At 42.4% G+C, this 21,854-nt stretch carries 17 protein-coding genes and 1 pseudogene; 14 read left to right on the top strand and 4 right to left on the bottom strand.

The features are described 5' to 3' along the window. The 3 genes and pseudogenes from AAGU76_RS06615 to AAGU76_RS06605 form a co-directional block, all read left to right on the top strand. Window positions 1-212 (top strand): annotated as a pseudogene (locus AAGU76_RS06615) (electron transfer flavoprotein subunit alpha); the annotation flags it as partial. A 20-nt stretch (window positions 213-232) separates the two neighbouring features. After that, window positions 233-1,015, top strand: coding sequence for an enoyl-CoA hydratase-related protein (locus tag AAGU76_RS06610; RefSeq protein WP_342484655.1), 783 nt, complete (start codon window positions 233-235; stop codon window positions 1,013-1,015). A gap of 16 nt (window positions 1,016-1,031) precedes the next feature. Beyond that, window positions 1,032-2,483: a 4-hydroxyphenylacetate 3-hydroxylase family protein gene (locus AAGU76_RS06605; protein WP_342484654.1), complete on the top strand. Its 1,452-nt coding sequence runs from the start codon at window positions 1,032-1,034 to the stop codon at window positions 2,481-2,483. Between the two features lie 56 nt (window positions 2,484-2,539). Here the strand turns inward: AAGU76_RS06605 and AAGU76_RS06600 are convergent, their stop codons facing one another. After that, a complete protein-coding gene (locus tag AAGU76_RS06600) occupies window positions 2,540-3,934 on the bottom strand; it encodes an oxaloacetate decarboxylase subunit alpha (protein WP_342484653.1) in 1,395 nt (464 codons plus the stop codon). A 334-nt stretch (window positions 3,935-4,268) separates the two neighbouring features. Between AAGU76_RS06600 and AAGU76_RS06595 the strand changes: the two genes are divergently transcribed. Beyond that, entirely contained in the window at window positions 4,269-4,694 is a 426-nt protein-coding gene (locus AAGU76_RS06595; protein WP_342484652.1) for an Lrp/AsnC family transcriptional regulator, read from the top strand. Here AAGU76_RS06595 and AAGU76_RS06590 read toward each other — a convergent pair. Next, complete coding sequence (locus AAGU76_RS06590; protein ID WP_342484651.1) at window positions 4,691-5,542, bottom strand: DMT family transporter; 852 nt, start codon at window positions 5,540-5,542, stop codon at window positions 4,691-4,693. The two genes, AAGU76_RS06595 and AAGU76_RS06590, sit on opposite strands and share 4 nt — an antisense overlap. A 158-nt stretch (window positions 5,543-5,700) precedes the next feature. Here AAGU76_RS06590 and AAGU76_RS06585 point away from each other — a divergent pair, with 158 nt between their 5' ends. The 10 genes from AAGU76_RS06585 to AAGU76_RS06540 all read left to right on the top strand — a co-directional run bounded on the left by AAGU76_RS06585 (window position 5,701) and on the right by AAGU76_RS06540 (window position 19,706). Next, the gene (locus AAGU76_RS06585) at window positions 5,701-7,302 is read left to right on the top strand and encodes an FAD-dependent protein (RefSeq protein WP_342484650.1); all 1,602 of its coding nucleotides are present in this window, start codon (window positions 5,701-5,703) and stop codon (window positions 7,300-7,302) included. Window positions 7,303-7,306: 4 nt separating this feature from the next. Further along, window positions 7,307-8,527 (top strand): NAD(P)/FAD-dependent oxidoreductase, encoded by a 1,221-nt coding sequence (locus AAGU76_RS06580; RefSeq protein WP_342484649.1) that lies wholly within the window; start codon window positions 7,307-7,309, stop codon window positions 8,525-8,527. Window positions 8,528-8,547: 20 nt separating this feature from the next. Further along, window positions 8,548-11,307: a preprotein translocase subunit SecA gene (secA, locus tag AAGU76_RS06575; RefSeq protein WP_342484648.1), complete on the top strand. Its 2,760-nt coding sequence runs from the start codon at window positions 8,548-8,550 to the stop codon at window positions 11,305-11,307. 158 nt (window positions 11,308-11,465) lie between these two features. Then, window positions 11,466-12,549, top strand: a protein-coding gene (prfB, locus tag AAGU76_RS06570) for a peptide chain release factor 2 (RefSeq protein ID WP_342484687.1) whose coding sequence is annotated in 2 segments (ribosomal slippage) — window positions 11,466-11,510 and window positions 11,512-12,549 — 1,083 coding nt in all. Because the reading frame shifts where the segments join, the coding sequence is not laid out codon by codon here. Window positions 12,550-12,639: 90 nt separating this feature from the next. After that, the gene (locus AAGU76_RS06565; RefSeq protein WP_342484647.1) at window positions 12,640-14,925 is read left to right on the top strand and encodes a Tex family protein; all 2,286 of its coding nucleotides are present in this window, start codon (window positions 12,640-12,642) and stop codon (window positions 14,923-14,925) included. Window positions 14,926-14,938: 13 nt separating this feature from the next. Then, window positions 14,939-15,574 (top strand): HAD-IA family hydrolase, encoded by a 636-nt coding sequence (locus AAGU76_RS06560; RefSeq protein WP_342484646.1) that lies wholly within the window; start codon window positions 14,939-14,941, stop codon window positions 15,572-15,574. A gap of 131 nt (window positions 15,575-15,705) precedes the next feature. Then, window positions 15,706-16,479 (top strand): short-chain-enoyl-CoA hydratase, encoded by a 774-nt coding sequence (locus AAGU76_RS06555; RefSeq protein WP_342484645.1) that lies wholly within the window; start codon window positions 15,706-15,708, stop codon window positions 16,477-16,479. Window positions 16,480-16,723: 244 nt separating this feature from the next. Beyond that, window positions 16,724-17,863: an acyl-CoA dehydrogenase gene (locus AAGU76_RS06550; RefSeq protein WP_342484644.1), complete on the top strand. Its 1,140-nt coding sequence runs from the start codon at window positions 16,724-16,726 to the stop codon at window positions 17,861-17,863. 13 nt (window positions 17,864-17,876) lie between these two features. Continuing rightward, entirely contained in the window at window positions 17,877-18,659 is a 783-nt protein-coding gene (locus AAGU76_RS06545; RefSeq protein WP_342484643.1) for an electron transfer flavoprotein subunit beta/FixA family protein, read from the top strand. Between the two features lie 15 nt (window positions 18,660-18,674). After that, entirely contained in the window at window positions 18,675-19,706 is a 1,032-nt protein-coding gene (locus AAGU76_RS06540) for an electron transfer flavoprotein subunit alpha/FixB family protein (RefSeq protein ID WP_342484642.1), read from the top strand. Window positions 19,707-19,836: 130 nt separating this feature from the next. On the opposite strand, the gene AAGU76_RS06535 is transcribed toward AAGU76_RS06540, so the two are convergent. Both AAGU76_RS06535 and AAGU76_RS06530 read right to left on the bottom strand, forming a co-directional pair. Continuing rightward, window positions 19,837-21,237 carry a sigma 54-interacting transcriptional regulator gene (locus tag AAGU76_RS06535; RefSeq protein WP_342484641.1) on the bottom strand — a complete coding sequence of 467 codons (1,401 nt, stop codon included), beginning with the start codon at window positions 21,235-21,237 and terminating at the stop codon, window positions 19,837-19,839. Between the two features lie 182 nt (window positions 21,238-21,419). After that, window positions 21,420-21,836, bottom strand: coding sequence for a MaoC family dehydratase (locus tag AAGU76_RS06530; protein WP_342484640.1), 417 nt, complete (start codon window positions 21,834-21,836; stop codon window positions 21,420-21,422). Window positions 21,837-21,854: the final 18 nt, after the last annotated feature.

Raw genomic sequence — 21,854 nt, 5'->3', positions numbered from 1 at the left:
AGATATACTTCGCATGCGGCATATCGGGAGCCATACAGCACCTGGCGGGAATGCAGAAGTCAGACATAATAGTGGCAATAAACAAGAATCCTGAAGCGCCCATATTCGAGATGGCGGATTATGCAATAGTGGGGGACCTGTACAAGGTTATTCCACAGCTTATTGAAGAGTGGGACAACGCCGAAGAGCTTTTTGACTCTTGCAATCAATAAATTCATAAAGGATGTGACGTATGTTTAACAATAATTATGTGAAATGTGAAGTGTCTGAAGGCATCGCGCTCTTGACAGTCACCAACCCTCCCATGAATCCGCTGAACAGAGCAGTCATAGATGGTTTGAAAGAATGCTTCAATCTGCTGGAAAAGGATGACAGCCTACGAGTGGTCATAGTTACAGGAAGCGGTGACAAATCATTTGTGGCAGGGGCAGACATTAAAGAATTTCCTGACTGGGTAGGCGATGTTACAGAAGAGATGACAATAAAAGGACAGAAACTGTTCGACAGAATTGAAAATTTCAAGGTACCGGTTATAGCAGCAATCAACGGTTATGCCCTGGGTGGCGGACTGGAGCTTGCCTTAAGCTGCGACATAAGAATAGCCTCTGTAAACGCTAACATGGGACTTCCCGAAGTGACTCTTGGAATAATTCCGGGATACGGAGGCACACAGCGCCTATGCAGGACTGTTTCAGTGGGACACGCAAAAAAAATGATATATACAGGTGAAAGCATCACTGCAAAAACAGCTTTTGAAATCGGACTGATCCAGGAAGTGCTGCCTCAGAATGAACTGATAGACAGAGCTTTTTATATGGCGCGAAAAATTTCATGCAACGGCCCCATTGCCGTTAGAGGAGCAAAGAGAGCCATTAACGCCGAAAGGAACATGACCATACAGCAAGGCATCGATACAGAACTTCAAATAGTAAAAGAAGTTCATTCAAGCAGTGATAAATTTGAAGGCGTTGATGCTTTCATAAACAAAAGGAAAGCTGTTTTTAAAAACAAATAACAAAGGAGATACAATTATGCCATTGATGACAGGCGAACAATATATTGAAAGCATAAGGAACATGAAGATGCAGATATACATGTTCGGAGAAAAAATCAATAATTCAGCAGACAATCCAATACTAAGACCTTCCCTGAATTCTGTCAGGACAACCTATGACCTGGCTCAGATGCCTGAATATGAAGACCTGATGACAGTAACATCTTCCATAACAGGCAAAAAAATAAACAGGTTCACACACATACATCAAAGCACGGATGATCTTGTAAAAAAGGTTAAGATGCAGAGGCTTCTTGGTCAGAAAACAGCTTCATGCTTCCAAAGGTGCGTGGGAATGGACGGATTCAATGCTGTGTTCAGCACAACATTCGAGGTGGACAAGGCACACGGCACTAAGTACCATGAAAACTTTGTAAATTTTATGAAATATGTGCAGGAAAATGACTTGACCGTCGATGGAGCCATGACGGATCCCAAGGGCAACAGAGCCCTTTCTCCAAGCAAGCAGGCTGATCCGGACTTATACCTGCATGTGGTTGAAAGAAGAGAAGATGGTATTGTGGTAAGAGGGGCAAAGGCTCATCAGACAGGAATCTGCAACTCACATGAGGTCCTGGTAATGCCCACCATTGCCATGGGACCTGATGACAAGGATTATGCGGTGGCTTTCTCGGTACCTGTTGACGCAGATGGAGTTTTTATGATAATAGGAAGACAGTCCTGTGATACAAGAAAGCTGGAGGGTTCGTCCATTGATGTTGGAAACAGCCAGTTTGGAGGAGTAGAAGCACTTACTGTATTCGACAATGTGTTTGTTCCAAATGACAGGATATTCCTAAACGGTGAAGCTGAATTTGCCGGAATGCTTGTTGAAAGATTTGCAGGCTACCACAGGCAAAGCTACGGCGGATGCAAGGTTGGAGTTGGTGATGTTCTTATAGGAGCAGCGGCTTTGGCGGCAGATTACAACGGAGCTCAGAAGGCTTCCCATGTTAAAGACAAGCTCATAGAAATGACTCACCTCAACGAAACTCTTTACTGCTGCGGCATAGCATGTTCCTCCCAGGGAAGCAGGACAGAATCAGGAAACTACATAATCGATCTGCTTCTTGCCAACGTGTGCAAGCAAAACATAACAAGGTTTCCATATGAAATAGCCAGGCTGGCAGAAGACATTGCAGGCGGATTGATGGTTACGGCTCCCTCTGAAAAAGATTTAAATGATGAAAAACTAAAACCCTATATTGAAAAATATCTAAAGGGAGTTGACGGCGTTCCTGTGGAGAACAGGCTGAGAGTTTTGAGACTCATTGAAAACATAACTTTGGGAACAGCTGCCGTGGGATACAGGACAGAATCCATGCATGGAGCAGGCTCTCCGCAGGCTCAGAGAATCATGATAGCCAGACAGGGAAATTTAGAACAAAAAAAAGAGCTGGCAAAATCAGTTGCAAAAATCATTAAATAATAGGGCATGAGGCATTAAAAAAGCTCCCGGGATGCCGGGAGCTTTGACGATACAAATTAAAACGGTTCCGTATACATGTCTTCGGACATATCTTCTGACATGGTTTCTTTCGTGTCTTGTCTTTTTTGGAGGAAATCCCTAGCTACCTGTGGGAACAGTGCGTAGGAAAGCACATCCTGCTCGGACTTGGCCAGACTTCCGATTTCTTCCTTGAATTTTTCAAAGCCGTCGCTTAACAGGTCAGCAGGTCTTACGGTTATGACATCATCGTTACCTATTATCTGCTTTTTAAGTTCTTCGGAAATGGGAGCGGCAGGTTTTCCATACATGCCTTTGACATAATTTTTTATTTCCGTAGGAATTATTTTGTATCTTCCTCCGGATATTACATTGAACACTGCCTGAGCTCCAACCATCTGGCTCAATGGAGTCACGAGAGGCGGATAGCCCAAGTCTTCTCTCACCCTTGGAACCTCTGCAAGCACTGCTTCAAACTTATCGCTGGCATTCAGCGTCTGCATCTGGTATATCATGTTCGAAAGCATGCCGCCGGGTATCTGATACTGCAGTGTCTTCGGTTCGGTCATGAGAACCTTTGTGTTGAACGTTCCGTTATCCTGGTACTTTTTCAATACTTCCTTGAAGTGATCGGCGGTGTTGTTCATTCTTGCAAAATCAAGCTGAGGATCCCATTGGGTTCCCTGCAGCGACAAGGCCAGCGATTCTGTTGCCGGCTGTGATGTTCCGGAAGACAGAGGTGATATGGCAGTGTCAACTATATCGATTCCTGCCTCTACAGCCTTCAGCATTGTCATCTGTGCGACTCCGCTGGTGCAGTGGGTGTGCAGCTCCAGAGGAAGATTTGTCACTACCTTGATTGATTTGACAAGGTCGTATGCTTCGTAAGGAAGAAGTATACCTGACATGTCCTTTATGCAGATTGAATCTGCGCCTGCATTTTCAAATTCCTTGATGAGGCTTAAGTAGTAATCAACAGTATGAACAGGACTCTTGGTGTAGGATATTGCGCACTGGCAGTGAGCTCCTTCTTTTTTGACAACGTCTATTGATTTTTTCAGGTTCCTGAAGTCATTCAAGGCATCGAAGAGCCTTACTATGTCAATTCCTTCGAATATTGCGTTTTTAAGGAACCTCTCAACCACATCATCCGGATAGTTTTTGTAACCCAGAAGGTTTTGCCCTCTTGAAAGCATCTGCAGTTTTGTGTTCTTTACGTTTGCTCTTATTTTTCTCAGTCTTTCCCAGGGATCTTCATTCAGGAATCTCAGGGCTGTGTCAAATGTGGCTCCGCCCCAAACCTCCATGGAATAAAATCCTGCTTTATCCATTTCTGACAGTATAGGCAATATTTCGTCTGTGGTCAATCTGGTCGCTATCAAAGACTGATGACCGTCTCTGAGAGATGTTTCGGTGATTTTTAGTTTAGACATATATCCTCCTTCAATCGATATTATAATCAACAATATTGCAAATATTCTTTAGAATAAATGCAAATCAGTAAGTTTCGGCATATTATTTAAAGCTTTCCCTTGATACGGGACATGCGCGTATGATATAATATCATAAATGGTTTGTTTTGTATATAACAATTTGAAAATAAAATATTTTGATTATAAAACAATTTGCGTTTTGTTGGGTATTGTCAAGGAGATAATATCATTCATTTCTACAATTGTACATAATTTAAGTAATTATTTTTGAATTATTTACATGCAAATATATAATATTTTACAAATATAATTAATAAAATAAGGCGGGTAAAAAATGGATCAGACAGATTTGAAAATCATTAGCATTTTGCAGCAGGACGGAAGGATTTCCATGAAGGAGCTTGGAAAAGCAGTTTCACTAAGCCCTCCTGCGGTGGCCGAAAGGGTGAAAAGACTTGAAGACGTAGGTATTATAGAGAGGTACAAGGCAGTAGTGAACAATGAGAAGGTTGGAAAACCAATCTGCGTTCTTATAAACGCTTCCATCAAGCCTGAAAAGCAGGAGATATTTCTGGACTTTGCCAAAAAATCCGAGGAAATTGTGGAGTGCCACCATGTTACTGGACCGCACAGCATGATAATGAAGGCATATCTCAGGGAAATGTCTCATCTTGAAGAACTGGTAGGTAAAATACAGTTCTACGGCAATACGGAAACTTATATTATAATGTCAAGCCCCATTTACGGAAAAGAGATTTAAGAACGCCCTTTAGTGTATACATAAAGCACAAATGATGAAGCCAGTATCAGTGTACTTCCTGCAATGCTCTGCATATCCGGTACTTCATGCAGAAATATGTAGGCCAGAACCGAAGAAAACATTATGTTGGAATAATCGTAAATGGATATCTCCGAAGCAGGGCAGCCATTGTATGCGAACGTGAGCGCTATTTGGCCCAGGGCGGCCAGAGCACCGAGCATTACTAGAAGAAACAGCTCATGTATGTCTGGAATCGCAAAGTCAATGAAGAAAAACGGCAGACAGCTTACGGAGGAAAAAAACGAATAATAAAAAACTGTGGTATACACGCTTTCTCTGTTGTTGATGAGCCTGATGAATATATAAGCTGCACCTGAAACAACTGCGGACACAAATCCTGCGGCGGCAGGTATGGCAGTGTAGTCAAACTGAGGTTTTATAACAAGCAGGGAGCCGATAATAGATACGGTAAGTACTGACAACTGGACTATGTTTATGTTTTCTTTCAGAAAAAAATGTGCAATTACAATGACAAACACGGGAGAAAGCTTGTTGAGCATGGCAGCGTCGGCTGCCAGCATTTGTGCTGTGGCATAAAAAAAGAGAACGACACCTGCAAATCCAAACAGGTATCTGAAAAAGAGGAATTTTTGGTTTTTTTTCAAGCCAAAGTAGCGAAGCCTCTTTTTCCTTATAATGAAAAAAGCCAGTATAAGGCTTATAAAATTTCTGAAGAATACTTTTTCGAGCAGCGGAATGTCAGGCAAAAGCTTGACAATTATTTGCATTGAAGAAAAAGTCAGCGCTGAAAACAGCATCAGCAAAATTGACTTATTTTTGTTTTTCATATTTATCCCATATTATTGATTTTTCAATATTTAATATGCTCAAAAATGAACTTATTATGTTTCAAAAAATTACATAGAATATTTTTGAAAATATGATATAATGATAAAGTTAAAAATATGAACAAATAAAAGCAGGAAAATTTGCAAGAGGTGCAGCAATGATAAGAATACAGCAGGTAAAGCTTCCCTTGGAACATTCGGAAGAAGATTTATATATAAAAGCAGCTGATGCTCTGAAAGTCAAAAAAGAAGACATAATATCGCTGTCGGTTTTCAGGAAATCAATAGATGCAAGAAAAAAAGATGAAATAATGTTCATTTACGCTTTGGATGCAGAACTTAAGATTGATTACAAGATTCCAAAGAGAAACAACAACATCGCTGAAGTTGAACCCTTCATATATGAGGCGGAAGCAACTGGAGAACTTCAGCTCAGCAACAGGCCTGTAATTGTCGGCAGCGGACCTGCCGGTCTTTTTTGTGCTCTTCTTCTGGCTGAAAAGGGATACAATCCTATTATCCTTGAAAGAGGCAAGAAGGTAAAAGACAGGGTAAAGGACATAGATAAGTTCTGGAAGGACGGGACGCTCAACGAAAATTCAAACATCCAGTTTGGAGAAGGCGGAGCAGGAACATTTTCTGACGGCAAGCTGAACACCCTTATTAAAGATCGCTCCAAAAGGGGCAAGAAGGTTCTTGAAGAATTTGTGGCAGCAGGAGCTCCGGCTGAAATCACCTATGTCAACAAGCCGCACATAGGCACAGACCTTTTAAGGAACGTGCTTGTGACCATCAGAAAAAAAATCATCAGTCTTGGCGGAACGTTCAGATTTGAGGAATGTGTGACCGACATCAGCATAAAGGAAAACAAGATTTACAGAATTGTAACGGAAAGCGACATAATAGACACGGATGTGTTGGTGCTTGCCATAGGACACAGCGCAAGAGATACGTTTGCCATGCTCAACAACAAACTTGAACTTACACCTAAGCCGTTTTCAATAGGGGTTAGAATAGAGCACCCACAGAAAATGATAAGTGAAGCTCAGTACGGTGAAATGGCAGGGCACCCCAACCTTGGACCTGCTGATTACAAATTTGTGCACAAGTGCAAGAACGGAAGAAGTGTCTACACATTCTGCATGTGCCCCGGCGGGGTAGTTACGGCTTCTGCCTCTGAAAAGGGAGGCGTTGTAACAAACGGCATGAGCTTCCATGAAAGAGATTTGGAAAATGCCAATGCAGCCATTGTTGTTTCCATCAATCCCGAGGATTTCGGGGGAGAATCAGATCCAATGGCTGGAGTTGAATTTCAGAGGAAGTGGGAACAAAAGGCCTTCGAACTTGGAGGAGGCAGCTTTAAGGCTCCTGTCCAGCTCTTCAAGGACTTCAAGGATAAAAAAGTTTCAACAGCCTTCGGTGAAATATATCCTACTTACAGGCCGGGAGCAACCTTTGCCAACCTGTGGGATTGTCTGCCTGGCTACGTGTGCGAAAGCCTTGTGGAAGGAATCACGGCTTTCGGCAACTGGCTGGTTGGTTTTGACAGACCGGATGCGGTGCTGACAGGAGTTGAAACCAGAACATCGTCTCCTCTTCGCATCACCAGGGATGACGATATGCAGTCCAACATAAAAGGTATATATCCATGCGGTGAAGGTTCGGGATACGCCGGAGGAATAATGTCTGCGGCTATTGATGGACTGAAGGTTGCTGAACAGATTATAAAAACTTATAAACCACTTGATGTGAAGGAATGATAGGATGAAGACAGCAGTTATCGGCGGAGGCGCGGCGGGACTGACAGCAGCCATTGCTGCGGCCAGAAACGGGGCTGAGGTTACCATTTTCGAAAAGATGAACAAAACAGGTAAAAAAATTCTGGCTACGGGAAACGGCAGATGCAATTATACCAACATGTATATGTCTCTTGAACGGTTCCATGGAAAAAATGTCACCCTGGCTGAAAATGTCCTTAATTTTTTCGACCGTGACAGGACTATTTCCTTTTTTGAAGACTTGGGTATTTATCCGTATATAGACCAAAGCGGAAAGGTGTACCCCAACTCTTTGCAGGCCTCAAGCATCCTGGATGTGCTCAGGTATGAGGCATCAAGGATGAATGTGGAGGAAGTCACAGATTTTGAGGTTATGGAGTTAAGGAAAAGTAAAGAAAGGTTCAGTATCATTGGAAAAGGAAAAACATATGTTTCTGACAGGGTTATAATATGCAGCGGCGGCAAAGCAAGCCCCCAGCTTGGTTCTGACGGCAGCGGCTTCGAAATTGCAAAAGCGTTAGGCCATAAAATAATCGAACCTTTCCCTGCTCTGGTTCAGCTGAAACTTTCCGGGAAATACTTTAAGCGTATAACAGGCATACGTCTTGACGGAGCAGTAAGAAGCTTCACAGACAAGGAATCAATCCGTGAAGAGGAAGGGGAACTCCTGTTTACGGACTACGGCATATCGGGTCCTCCTATACTGCAGATAAGCAGGAAGGTCACCGAATACATGAACAAGGGTCAGAAGGTTTTCATTTCGGTGGATTTGTTTCCGAATTTGACAAAAGCAAATCTATATGACATATTAAGAGAGAGATTTGCAAAAATAGGATACAAATCCATGGAAGACGGCATGGTCGGATTCATAAACAAGAAGCTGATTCCAGTGGTGCTTATGGAAGCAGGTTTTGAAAACACGGACAAAGAATGCGGAAAGTTGAACAAGAAGGAAATCTTTAAAATTATAGATACACTAAAGGAATGGAAATTTGAAGTTACCGGCCACAACACATGGCAACAGGCTCAGACCACGGCAGGAGGAGTTGCATTGACAGAAGTAAATCCAAACACGTTGGAGTCCTTAAAAGTCAAAGGCCTGTATTTTGCAGGCGAGGTGCTGGATGTGGACGGAGACTGCGGAGGATTCAATCTGCAGTGGGCATGGAGCTCCGGATACGCAGCAGGATACTTCAGTTCAATATAGCATTGAAGAAAGGATAAATCATGAAGAAATTTTTAGAGAAAATTTTCGGTTCATACAGCGAAAAAGAAGTTAAGAGGCTGGAGCCTGCAGTGGAAAAGATAATGTCTTTGGAAAAGACCATGGAAAATCTCACTGACAGCCAGCTAAGGGCAAAGACTGCCGAGTTCAAGGAAAGGCTGGCAAACGGCGAAACAAAAGATGACATACTTCCTGAGGCCTTTGCCGTTGTTAGAGAAGCCGCCTGGAGGGTATTGGGACAGAAACACTACCGGGTACAGCTCATAGGTGGTATGGTGCTTCACCAGGGACGAATTGCAGAAATGAAGACAGGCGAAGGAAAAACTTTGGTTTCAACGCTGCCTGTTTATTTGAATGCCCTTGACGGCAACGGAGTTCACGTAATCACAGTGAACGACTACCTGGCAAAGCGTGACTGCGACTGGATGGGAAAGGTTCATAATTTTCTTGGACTGTCGGTAGGATGCATCGTTCACGGCATTACAAAGGAAGAAAGAAAAAAAGCATACCTGTGCGACATCACCTACGGAACGAACAACGAATTTGGTTTCGATTACTTAAGAGACAACATGGTCATCCGCAAGGAAGAAATGGTTCAGAGGGATTTGAGCTACTGCATCATAGACGAAGTTGACTCCATATTGATAGATGAGGCGAGGACTCCGCTCATTATTTCCGGAGAAGGTGATGAATCCACCAGCCTTTATGAAATGGCAAACAGCTTTGTCCTGCCATTGAAGGGAAAAATACAGCTTCCTGAAGAAAAGAAGTCAAAGATGGACTACATGATGGGTGACGTGGATGAAGATGATACTGTTGACTACATCGTGGATGAAAAGGGCAAGAACGTAACTCTTACAGCAAGAGGTATTTCAAAGGCTGAAAGATACTTCAACATAGCTAACCTGGCAGATCAGGAAAACATGGAAATCTCACATCACATCAACCAGGCACTGAAGGCTCACAACACCATGAAGAAGGATATAGACTACATCGTTAAGGACGGAGAAGTTCTGATTGTAGATGAATTCACCGGCCGAATCATGTACGGAAGAAGATATTCCAACGGACTGCACCAGGCAATCGAGGCTAAGGAAAGAATCGAAGTCAGAAAAGAGTCCAAGACCCTGGCAACCATAACATTCCAGAACTACTTCAGAATGTACAAAAAACTGTCTGGTATGACAGGTACTGCCAAGACCGAGGAAGATGAGTTCAGAGAAATTTACAACGTTGATGTTATTGAAATACCCACCAACAAGGAAGTAGTTAGAAACGATCAGCAGGATGTTGTTTACAAGAACGAGACAGGAAAATTCAATGCTGTCATAAATGAAATAGCTGAAAAGCACAAAACAGGCCAGCCAATACTTGTAGGCACAATTTCCATAGAAAAATCAGAAATTTTAAGTAAGCTTTTAAAGAAACAGGGTGTAAAGCACGAAGTTCTGAATGCAAAGCAGCATGAAAAGGAAGCTGAAATAGTGGCACAGGCAGGACGTCTGGGTGCAGTAACCATTGCAACAAACATGGCCGGCCGTGGTACCGACATTGTTCTGGGAGGAAATCCGGAGTTCATCACCAAGCACAAGATGAAAATGAAGGGTTACTCAGATGAGCTTATAAACCAGGCCGACGGATTCAATGAAACAGAGGATGAAGAAATTCTTGAAGCCAGAAGCACATACAAGAAGCTTCTTGAAGAATCTAGGGAAGAATTGAAGGACGAACAGCAAAAAGTAAGGGATGCCGGCGGACTTCACATCATAGGCACGGAGCGCCATGAATCAAGACGTATTGACAACCAGTTAAGAGGACGTGCCGGCAGACAGGGAGACCCCGGTTCAACACGTTTTTACATTTCGCTTGAAGATGACCTTATGAGGCTGTTTGCAGGCGACAAGGTAAAAACCATTATCGAAACTCTGAAGATGCCTGAAGATGAGCCTTTAGAGGCAGGAATGCTCACAAGGACCATAGAAACAGCCCAGTCAAGGGTTGAAGGCAGAAACTTCGACATAAGAAAGCACGTTTTGCAGTATGATAACGTCATGAACAAACAAAGGGAAGTTATCTACACAGAAAGAAAAAGAGTGCTTCTAGGGGAGGACCTGAAGGAATATATCTCCAAGATGGTTGACAGCCTTATAGACAAAGGCATACAGATATACACCACTGATGAAAGGTATACTGATAACTGGGACATCAAAGGATTCGAAAAGTATGTCGCTGAAACATTCTACATGCTGATTGGATTTGACGGCGAAGAAAACATGTCGAGAGAGCTTCTCAGCGAAAAGGCAAGAAATGCCGTTGACAGACATTATGAAAGACAGGAAGCAGAGTTTGGAGCTGAAACTTTCAGGGAAGTTGAAAGAATAGTGCTTCTTAGAAATGTAGACACAAAGTGGATAGATCACATCGATGCCATGGATCAGCTGAGACAGGGTATCGGGTTAAGAGCAGTAGGAAACGAAGATCCGGTACGAGCGTACCAGATTGAAGGCTTTGACATGTTCGAGGAGATGATATCTTCAATCCAGGAGGACACCGTCAAGATGCTAATGCGCGTAAAACCGCAGGAAAGAATGCAGCGCAAGGAAGTTGCCAAGATCACCGGAACCAGCGGCGGAGACCTGGGAGGTACAGGAAAGCCTCAGCCTGTTGTAAACAAAGGTAAAAAGGTCGGAAGAAACGATCCTTGTCCATGCGGCAGCGGAAAGAAGTACAAGAAATGCTGCGGAGCAAATGAGGAAGAATAAGAAAATCAATGAAGAATTAAGAGTGAAGAGTTGAGAATTAAATGAAAGGATTTGTACGCATGCACAAATCCAACAATCATTCTTAATTCTTAATTCTTAATTTTTAATTATTGAAAGGGTGTGATAGATTGGTAGATTTGTATGAAATAACAGAAAGCATGAAAAGATTCAATGCCATTCTAAACGAGGTAGGTGGTTCCCTTTGACTTGGAAAAGTTGAGGGAAGAAAACATACTGCTTGAATCCGAAATGCAGGAGCCGGATTTCTGGAACAACCAGGAAAGGGCTCAGAAGGTATCACAGAAATTAAAACACAACACAAACAGAATCGAAGAGTACATGAACCTGAAGGAACAGGTTGAAGAACTAGAGCTTTTTCTTGAAATGATACGGGAGGAAGACGATGAAAGCCACCTTCCTGATCTGAAGGAGAGCATGGACCAGGTTGAAAAGCAGCTTGACAATGCCCGCATCATCGCTCTCTTAAGTGGAGAATATGATGAAAACAATGCAATTTTATCCATCCATGCGGGAGCAGGCGGCACGGAAGCCCAGGACTGGGCTGACATGCTGTACAGAATGTACACAAGGTGGATAGACTCTCACGGCTACAGGTACACCGTACTGGACATTCTTCCGGACACGGAAGCCGGAATCAAGAGTGTTACTCTATTGGTGGAAGGTGAAAATGCCTACGGTTATCTGAAATCTGAAAAAGGTGTTCACCGACTGGTGAGAATATCACCTTTCGACGCTTCAAACAGAAGGCACACATCGTTTGCATCGGTGGATATTACGCCGGAAATGGCTGAGGATGAGGAAATTGAGATAAATGAATCGGATCTTCGAATAGACACTTATCGTTCCAGCGGCGCAGGAGGCCAGTATGTAAACACCACAGACTCTGCAATCCGCATCACGCATATTCCCACGGGCGTGGTAGTTTCATGCCAGAACCAGAGATCGCAGCACAGCAACAAGGAATTTGCCATGAAGATGCTGAAGTCAAAGCTGATTGAAATAAAGAAGATGGAAAACAAGGAAAAAATCGAAGATATTCAGGGAAAATACAATCAGATTGCCTGGGGGAGCCAGATACGAAGCTATGTGTTCCATCCCTACAGCCTTGTGAAGGACCACCGTACCAATGCTGAAACGGCAAACGTGCAGTCTGTAATGGACGGCAGCCTTGACATGTTCATGAACGAATATCTGAAGATGAAATCACTAAAAAACAATTAAGAATTAAGAGTTAATAATTAATAGTTAAAGGAAGGAATATGCTCCGCATATTCCAACCATAATTCTTAATTAAGTAACAGGGGAGAGATTATGTTAGATATAAACAAAATATTGTGCGAAGAATTTAATATAAAGATGTTTCAGGTGGAGAACACTGTTAAGCTCATAGACGAAGGCAATACAATTCCTTTCATAGCCCGTTACCGCAAGGAGCAGACCGGCTCACTGGATGACGTTGTATTAAGGGACCTTTATGAAAGGCTTTTGTACCTTCGCAACCTTGAAACCAGAAAAGAAGAGGTCATCAGGCTCATCGAAGAGCAGGGCAAGCTGACTGAGGAACTGAAAAAAGAAATACTGGATGCTGATGTGCTGCAAAGGGTCGAAGACCTGTACAGACCGTTTAAGCAGAAAAAAGCAACACGTGCTTCAAAGGCAAAGGAAAAGGGACTGCAGGGTCTTGCAGACATAATCCTTGTGCAAAACATCACGAAAGGCGACCCAGAAGAAATCGCCAAGCCGTACATAGAAGAGGAAAAGGGCGTAAAGAACTCCAAGGAAGCCTACGAGGGAGCCTGCGACATAATAGCCGAAATGATATCCGACAATGCCGAGTACAGAAAGCACATCAGGGAAATCTATACTGCCGACGGTGTATTGGTTTCGGAAGCAGTTGATGAAAACGAAAAGACCGTGTACGACATGTACTACAAGTTCGAGGAAGCAGTGAAGATAATCGCCAATCACAGAATCCTTGCCATCAACAGAGGCGAGAACGAAAAGAAGCTCAAGGTCAAGCTTAAAACACCCGATGAAAAAATTATAAATTACATAAAATCAAACGAAATAAAAAATGAAGCAGCCATAACCACGGATTACTACGTGGCTGCCATCGAAGACAGCTACAAGAGGCTCATTTCTTCTTCCATAGAAAGAGAAGTAAGAAATTCGCTTACGGAAAGGGCCGAAGAAGAAGCAATAAAAGTTTTCGGCAAGAACACAAAGAACCTGTTGATGGCACCGCCTGTAAAGGATGTGCGAATACTTGCCATAGACCCCAGCTTCAGGACCGGCTGCAAGCTTGCGGTTTTGGATGAGACAGGAAAATTTCTGGAGCAGGGAGTTGTCTATCCCAACGAGCCCAAAAATGAAGTTGAAAAATCTCAGAAAATAATGACACAGATAATTAAGAAGTACGACATCGATGTAATAACCATCGGAAACGGAACAGCATCCAGAGAAACAGAGCAGGTTGTGGCTGACATGCTTTCAAGAATAGACAAGAAAATTACATACACTATTGTGTCGGAAGCCGGAGCCTCGGTGTATTCTGCCTCTAAGCTTGCTCAGGAGGAATATCCGGACCTTGACGTTACCATCAGAGGAGCCATTTCCATAGGAAGAAGGCTTCAGGACCCATTGGCAGAGCTTGTGAAAATAGATCCCAAGAGCATTGGCGTAGGCCAGTATCAGCACGACGTGAACCAGACCAAGCTTGGACAGGAGCTGGACGGTGTGGTTGAGGACTGCGTAAACAGCGTAGGAGTTGACATCAACACGGCTTCGCCTGCACTTTTGCAGTACGTTTCAGGCATATCAAAGACCATTGCAAAAAATATTGTTAAGTACAGGGAAGAAAACGGCAAGTTCGTTAACAGAAAGGAACTTCTCAAGGTTAAACAGCTTGGAGACAAGGCATTTGAACAGTGCGCTGGTTTCATGAGAATCACTGACGGGGAAAATCCGCTGGACAAGACTGCAGTGCACCCTGAATCCTACGAGATAGCAGAAAAGCTGCTGACAAAACTTGGTTATACCTATGATGACGTCAGAAACCAGAACCTCAGAGACATAAATGAGAGAATCAAGAGCATAAAGGTGAAGGAAGATGACAAAAAGGTTAAGATGTCAGGTAAAAACGCAAGGCTTCACGGGCTTGAAGCTCTGGCGCAGGTCAACTTCAAGGAAGAAAAAAAACCTTCCGGAGAAATGATAAAGGACAGGATAAAGGTCCTGGCACAGGAGCTGAACATAGGTGTTCCCACATTGACGGATATAATCTCAGAGCTTAAGAAACCCGGAAGAGACCCCAGAGAAGAGATGCCGAAGGTTATTTTCAGAAGCGACGTGGTTAAATTTGAAGATATGGAAGTTGGAATGAAGCTTACGGGAACAGTGAGAAACGTAGTGGATTTCGGAGCCTTTGTAGATATAGGAGTAAAGCAGGACGGACTGGTTCACCTTTCAGAGATGAGCGATAAGTATGTCAAAAACCCAATGGAAGTTGTGCAGGTTGGAGATACTGTCAACGTAACGATCATCAGCATTGACAAGGAAAGACAGAGAATCGGCCTCAGCATGAAGACCAAACGCTAGACAGGAGATTTAGATGATAGATACAGTAGTATTTGACTTTGACGGCACTTTGGCAGACACAAATCAAATGATCATCAATTCATTTAGACACATATACGGTATGTTTCTTAACAAGGAATGCAGCGAGGATTACATCATGAGCACTTTCGGTGAGCCGTTGAATCTCACCCTCACCAGGGATTTCGGACAGTTTGATTTTGATGAGGTCATAAATGCCTACAGGGATTATCAGAGGACCAAATTCAACGATGAGGTGACTCTTTATGAAACAGTGGAAGAGACCCTTGAGTACCTGAAAAACAAAGACATAAAGCTTGGCGTTGCAACATCAAGGTTTAAAAATTCAACAATGAAGGCGCTTGAAAGATTCAACATTGCAAAATATTTCGATTCTGTTGTGTCGGCAGATGATGTTACGAAACATAAGCCTGACAAGGAACCACTGATTAAGGTAATAACCGAGCTTAAAAGTACTTCAAACAGAACGCTGTATGTGGGAGACTCGAAATTTGACATAGAATGCGCCTTAAATGCGGCGGCAACTCCTGTATTGGTGGGATGGCAGTCCAATTCAAGGGAACTTGCGGATAAATACAACATAGAGCATGTTCTTGAGAAAATGTGGGACTTGACAGGTATGATAAAATAATAACGAGAGGCAGAACAATAAATTGCGAGCGCTATTTATTGTTCTGCCATATCCAAGGCAAAAAAGAGGCAATATGCGAGAGCATAAATAAATGGCAGCAAGGCAAACTGCTTAATAAGGAAGGGTGGATTATGGAGTTTAAAAATTTACTTATGGAAAAAAAGGACGGCATCTGTACGGTGACAATCAACAATCCGCAGACGCTGAACGCATTGAATGCAATTGTTTTGGAAGAACTTGAACAGGCATTTGACAGTCTGAAGGATGACGGTGAGGTTTACGTGGTGGTTCTTACCGGTGAAGGCAAAGCCTTTGTGGCAGGTGCCGATATTGCGTACATGAACACGCTTGACCCTGCAGGAGCAAAAAAATTCGGTGAAGACGGAGCAAGGCTTTTCAGAAAGATTGAAACATTGAACAAGCCGGTCATTGCAGCCGTAAACGGTTTTGCACTTGGCGGAGGATGCGAACTGGCCATGGCCTGCGACATAAGAATTGCATCCGTAAAAGCAAAATTCGGACAGCCTGAAGTAGGTCTGGGAATAATCCCGGGATTTTCCGGAACTCAGAGGCTTCCAAGGATTGTTGGACTTGGAATAGCCAAGGAACTTATATATACCGGCGGTCACATTGATGCGGAGGAAGCTTTGCGCATAGGTCTGGTCAACAAGGTAACCGACAAAGAGAATCTAATGGAAGAAACATACAAAATGGCAGATAAAATTAAATCAAACTCAAGGACAGCCATCAGGTATGCCAAGGAAAGCATCAACAAGGGAACAGAAACAGACATAGAAACAGGAATATCCTACGAGTCAAACATGTTTGCTCTTTGCTTCACATGCGAAGACCAAAAAGAAGGCATGACAGCATTTGCTGAAAAAAGAAAGCCCATATTCAAATAGTTTGTTTAAAATTGTTATTCATTTGGCAATCAAACGTATTCATTTTGAAAACAGGAGACCGCAATAAATTTTGCGGTCTTTTTTTGTGCTGAAATTATAACAAATTTTGAAATAAGGGTTGAATTATATGATTAAATTTAGTATAATCTTAATGTTTGAAGTTTGTCAAACAAAAGGGTTAAAGATTTAACAAATATTGTTAAAGGGCAAAAAGGGCAAACAAAAAATTTAAGGGAGTGAAATCATGAATTTTCAATTAAGCAAGGAACACGAAATGGCAAGACAGCTGTTCAGAAGTTTTGCTGTCAACGAAGTTCAGCCATTGGCACAAGAAATTGACGAAGAAGAAAGATTTCCCGTTGAAACCGTAGAAAAGATGAACAAGTACGGCTTCATGGGAATCCCGTTTCCAAAGGAATACGGCGGACAAGGCTGTGACTATCTTACTTATGTAATGGCAGTGGAAGAATTATCAAAGGTTTGCGCTACAACAGGCGTTGTGGTGTCAGCACACACATCTTTGTGCTGTTCTCCTTTGTATGAATTCGGAACAGAAGAACAAAAGAAAAAATATCTGACCAAGGTAGCATCAGGCCAGTGGCTTGGAGCATTCGGTCTGACAGAGCCAGGAGCAGGAACTGATGCTGCAGGCCAACAGACTAAGGCTGTTTTGGACGGAGACAACTACATTTTAAACGGAAGCAAAATATTCATAACAAACGGATCCTATGCTGACGTTTATATTGTATTGGCAATGACTGATAAATCACAAGGAACAAAAGGAATATCAGCATTTATAGTTGAAAAAACCTTCCCTGGTTTTTCAATAGGAAAAAAAGAATTAAAAATGGGTATCAGAGGATCTGCTACTTGCGAACTGATTTTTGAAGACTGCATAGTTCCAAAGGAAAATCTTCTAGGAAAAATTGGACAAGGCTTCAAGATAGCCATGAAGACTCTTGACGGCGGAAGAATCGGTATAGCAGCTCAGGCTCTTGGTATAGCTCAGGGAGCCATAGATGAAACTGTGAAATATGTGAAGGAAAGAAAGCAGTTTGGAAGATCACTTTCTCAATTCCAGAACACTCAGTTCCAATTGGCTGAAATGCAGACAAAAGTTGATGCTGCAAGAATGTTGGTTTACAGAGCAGCATGCAGCAAGGATGCGGGAGCACCTTACGGAGTTGATGCAGCAATGGCTAAACTTTTTGCTTCAGAAACAGCTATGGAAGTTACAACAAAGGCTGTTCAGCTTCACGGCGGATACGGATACACAAGAGATTATCCTGTTGAAAGAATGATGAGAGACGCTAAGATAACTGAAATCTATGAAGGAACTTCAGAGGTTCAAAGAATGGTTATCAGCGCTAATATGTTGAAATAGGGAGGCAAAAGACGTGAATATAGTAGTATGTATTAAACAGGTGCCTGATACAACAGAGGTCAGACTTGATCCAAAAACTAACACATTGATAAGAGATGGCGTGCCAAGCATCATCAACCCTGATGACAAGGCAGGTCTTGAAGCAGCAATAAGATTGAAAGATGAAATGGGAGCACATGTTACAGTAGTATCCATGGGACCTCCTCAGGCTGATTTAGCTTTGAGAGAAGCTTTGGCTATGGGAGCTGACGAGGCTATACTGCTTTCTGACAGAGCCTTCGGAGGCGCTGACACATGGGCAACTTCCACAACAATAGCAGCTGCCTTGAAAAACCTCGATTATGATTTGATAATTACCGGAAGACAGGCTATCGACGGCGACACTGCACAGGTTGGTCCTCAGATAGCAGAACACTTGAATCTTCCTAACATAAGCTATGCAGAAGACATCAAAATAGAAGGCGATTACATCATTGTAAAAAGACAATATGAGGACAGATACCACACAATTAAGGCTAAGCTGCCTATTCTAATAACAGCATTGGCAGAACTGAACAAACCTCGTTACATGACTCCAGGTAAGATTTTCGAAGCTTTCAGGGAAAAACAGGTTAAGGTTTGGGGACTCAAGGACTTGGTTGTGGATTTGGACAACATCGGTTTAAAAGGCTCTCCTACAAAGGTTAAAAAATCATTCACCAAGGGCGCAAAGTCCGCAGGAAAGGTATTTAACCTTGAACCATTGGAATCAGCTGAACTAATAGTTGATAAAATGAAAGAGAAATTTATAATTTAGTAGGGGGCTAGGACGATGAATATTTCAGAATACAAAGGAATTTTTGTTTTTGCCGAACAAAGAGACCGCAAGGTACAAAAAGTTGCCTTTGAGCTAATCGGCAAAGGAAAACAGCTGGCAAAAGATTTGAACACTACAGTAACTGCAGTCCTCCTTGGACATGACATGAAGGACGAAGCAAAAAGACTTTGCTATGCGGGGGCTGACAATGTTATTTATGTAGATGAAGCAGTACTTGATGTATACATGACAGAACCGTACGTATACACAATGAACAAGATAATAGAAGATAAGAAACCTGAAATTGTAATATACGGAGCAACTGCTATCGGAAGAGACATGGCACCGAGAGTATCTGCAAGGGTGCACACTGGTCTTACAGCAGACTGCACAGGATTGACAATCGAACCTGATGACGATGATCCGAATAAAATGAACCTGATGATGACAAGACCTGCCTTCGGCGGAAACCTAATGGCTACCATAGCATGCCCGAACCACAGACCTCAGATGGCAACAGTAAGACCTGGAGTTATGCAGGCTCAGAAAATGTCTGATCAGAATCCTGTAAACATAGAAGAGTACAAAATCGAAATTCCTGCAAGCTGCAAGAACGTAGAAGTACTTGATGTAACAAAAATAATCCAGCAGAGAATGAACATCGAAGATGCAAAGGTATTGGTTTCAGGCGGAAGAGGAATGCATGGTCCGGAAAACTATCCTATGCTTGAAGAGTTGGCAAATCTCTTAGGCGGAACTATTTCTGCTTCAAGAGCTGCAGTTGATGCCGGATGGGTTCCAAAAGACAGACAGGTTGGACAGACAGGAAAGACAGTTAGACCTAATCTTTACATTGCATGCGGTATTTCCGGGGCAATACAGCACTTGGCCGGAATGGAAGAATCCGATTTTATAATTGCAATCAATAAAGATGAAACAGCACCGATATTTGACGTTGCAGACGTTGGAATAGTTGGAGACGTGTTCAAGGTTGTTCCCCTTCTCATTGAAGAACTGAAGAAGGAAAAAAGCAAGGAAGATAAATAATAAAATTATCATAGCCTTACTCATAGATACGAAAAACGGTGAACGTTAAGTTCACCGTTTTTCATTGGTTTGTCAAGGGATGTGTTTTTGTCATCATCGCTGACAAAATGTATGTCCCTGTGACACACTGTTATATATCGATACCATATTTCTTCAGCTTGTTGTACAGGCTGCTGCGGTCAATGTCCAAAAGCTTTGCTGCGTAAGACTTGTTACCTTTGGCTTCTATGAGTGTCTTTATGATTTTTTCTTTTTCGATTTCAGCTGTAACATCGTAAAGTGAATTTGTGCTAAGCATTTGTTTGTTGTCTTCATCGCTTTTCTTGTACATTCTGGACAGCAAAAAATCGAAATACTCCAGTTTTAACGGCCCCTCTCCGGCAGCTATACAGGCACGCTCAAGCACATGCTTCAGTTCCCTCACGTTTCCTGTCCACGCGTACTGATAGAACAATGCATAGACATCATGTTTTATGTCTGTTATTTCCAAACCGTGAAATTTATTTATCTCTTCAATAAAATATTTACACAGGAGAGGAATGTCTTCAGGGCGTTCCCGCAGTGGAGGAATGTTTATTTCAACCACGTTAATCCTGTAGAACAGGTCTCTTCTGAACAGACCTTTTTCAACCTGCTTCTCTATATTTTGATTTGTGCAGCAAATGACCCGCACATCAATCTTTATTGTCTTTAAACCGCCAACCCGTTCCAGTTCACCTTCCTGTAGTACCCTGAGCAGTTTAGACTGCAGGCTCATGGGCATTTCTCCTATTTCATCAAGCAGCAGGGTGCCGTGGTTTGCCAATTCAAACTTTCCTATTTTGCCGTCCTTGGAAGCACCTGAAAATGATCCCGGCTCATAACCGAAAAGTTCTGATTCCAACAAATCCTTTGGAATAGCAGCACAGTTTATCTTAACAAAATTATTGCTGCGCCTGTTGCTCAACTCGTGCACGGCATTGGAGAATACTTCCTTGCCGGTTCCTGTTTCTCCGGTTATCAAAAATGTCAAATCTGATTTTGCAAATCTTTCAATGGTGTCTTTAATCATCATTATTGATTTGGACTGACTGATTATTTTGTTAATGGGATTTTGCAGCAGCTTTCCGGACAATTCTGAAATCTTTTTCTTGTATTCAAGATTTTCCTTTTGAAGTTCCTTTATCTGTTGGTTCAGTATGGAAACTTCATTCAGGTTGTAGAATGTAGCTGTGCTTATTACGCCGTAAAGTCTGTCGTTATCAATTATCGGGATTCTATTGCATACAACAGTCTGGCCGTTTTTAAGCGTGAACAGGTGCCCGATATCTTCCTTTCTGGTGTTGATGACCCGTGGAATCTCAGAATTGGGTATAATATCCTGAATCGGTCTTCCGAGAAAATCCTCTTCTTTAATATTAAGCAGTTCCTGATAATTTTTACTTAAAAAGACCACATTTCCCTCATCATCGGTAATGATGGCATAGTACAAACATCTAAGAGCTTTATTCAATATGTGTTGAAGTTTTTCGTCTTTGTTATTTTTTAGCATCATTATCCTCCTGAACAGCATAATAATTATAGCATATATTCGTAAACGGTTCCATAAAAAAGTTGCTCTGCAGCTACGGTAGGAGTCCCATGGTATAAAAGGAAAGAGAGCTTTCCTTTTATATAAAAAAGATATTCCAAAAATTAATATAATTTTGCAATATCTTTTATGCTCTTTCTTATTTACTTGCGGGGAAGAACAAGAGCTTCTCCCTTTGTAACCACAGTACCGTCCTGGTTTATGCAGTATGTTTTCAGGGAAACCCTGTTTTTCTCCGGAAAAATTTCATCGATTTCTGCAGTGGCGGTTATTGTGTCGCCAAAGTGCACCGGAGCTAAAAAATTCAGCGTCTGTGAAGAATATATGGTGCCGGGCCCCGGAAGTTGCACGCCTATGACTGCTGAAATCAAGGATGCAGACAACATGCCGTGGGCGATTCTTCCCTTGAAAAATGTGTTCTTTGCGTAATCTTCATTCAGATGCGCCGGGTTAATGTCACCGCTTATTCCGGCAAAAAGATATACGTCTGTCTCCGAAATAGTTTTTGTGAAGGATGCTTTCTGCCCTATGGTCAATTCGCTTATCTTAAAGCCTAACATTTAAACCTCCATTGAAAT

The organism is Sedimentibacter sp., assembly GCF_038562225.1.
Classification (GTDB): Bacteria; Bacillota; Clostridia; order Tissierellales; family Sedimentibacteraceae; genus Sedimentibacter.
Note: the sequence above shows the minus strand (reverse complement) of the source record. Positions and strands in the feature narration are given on the sequence as shown.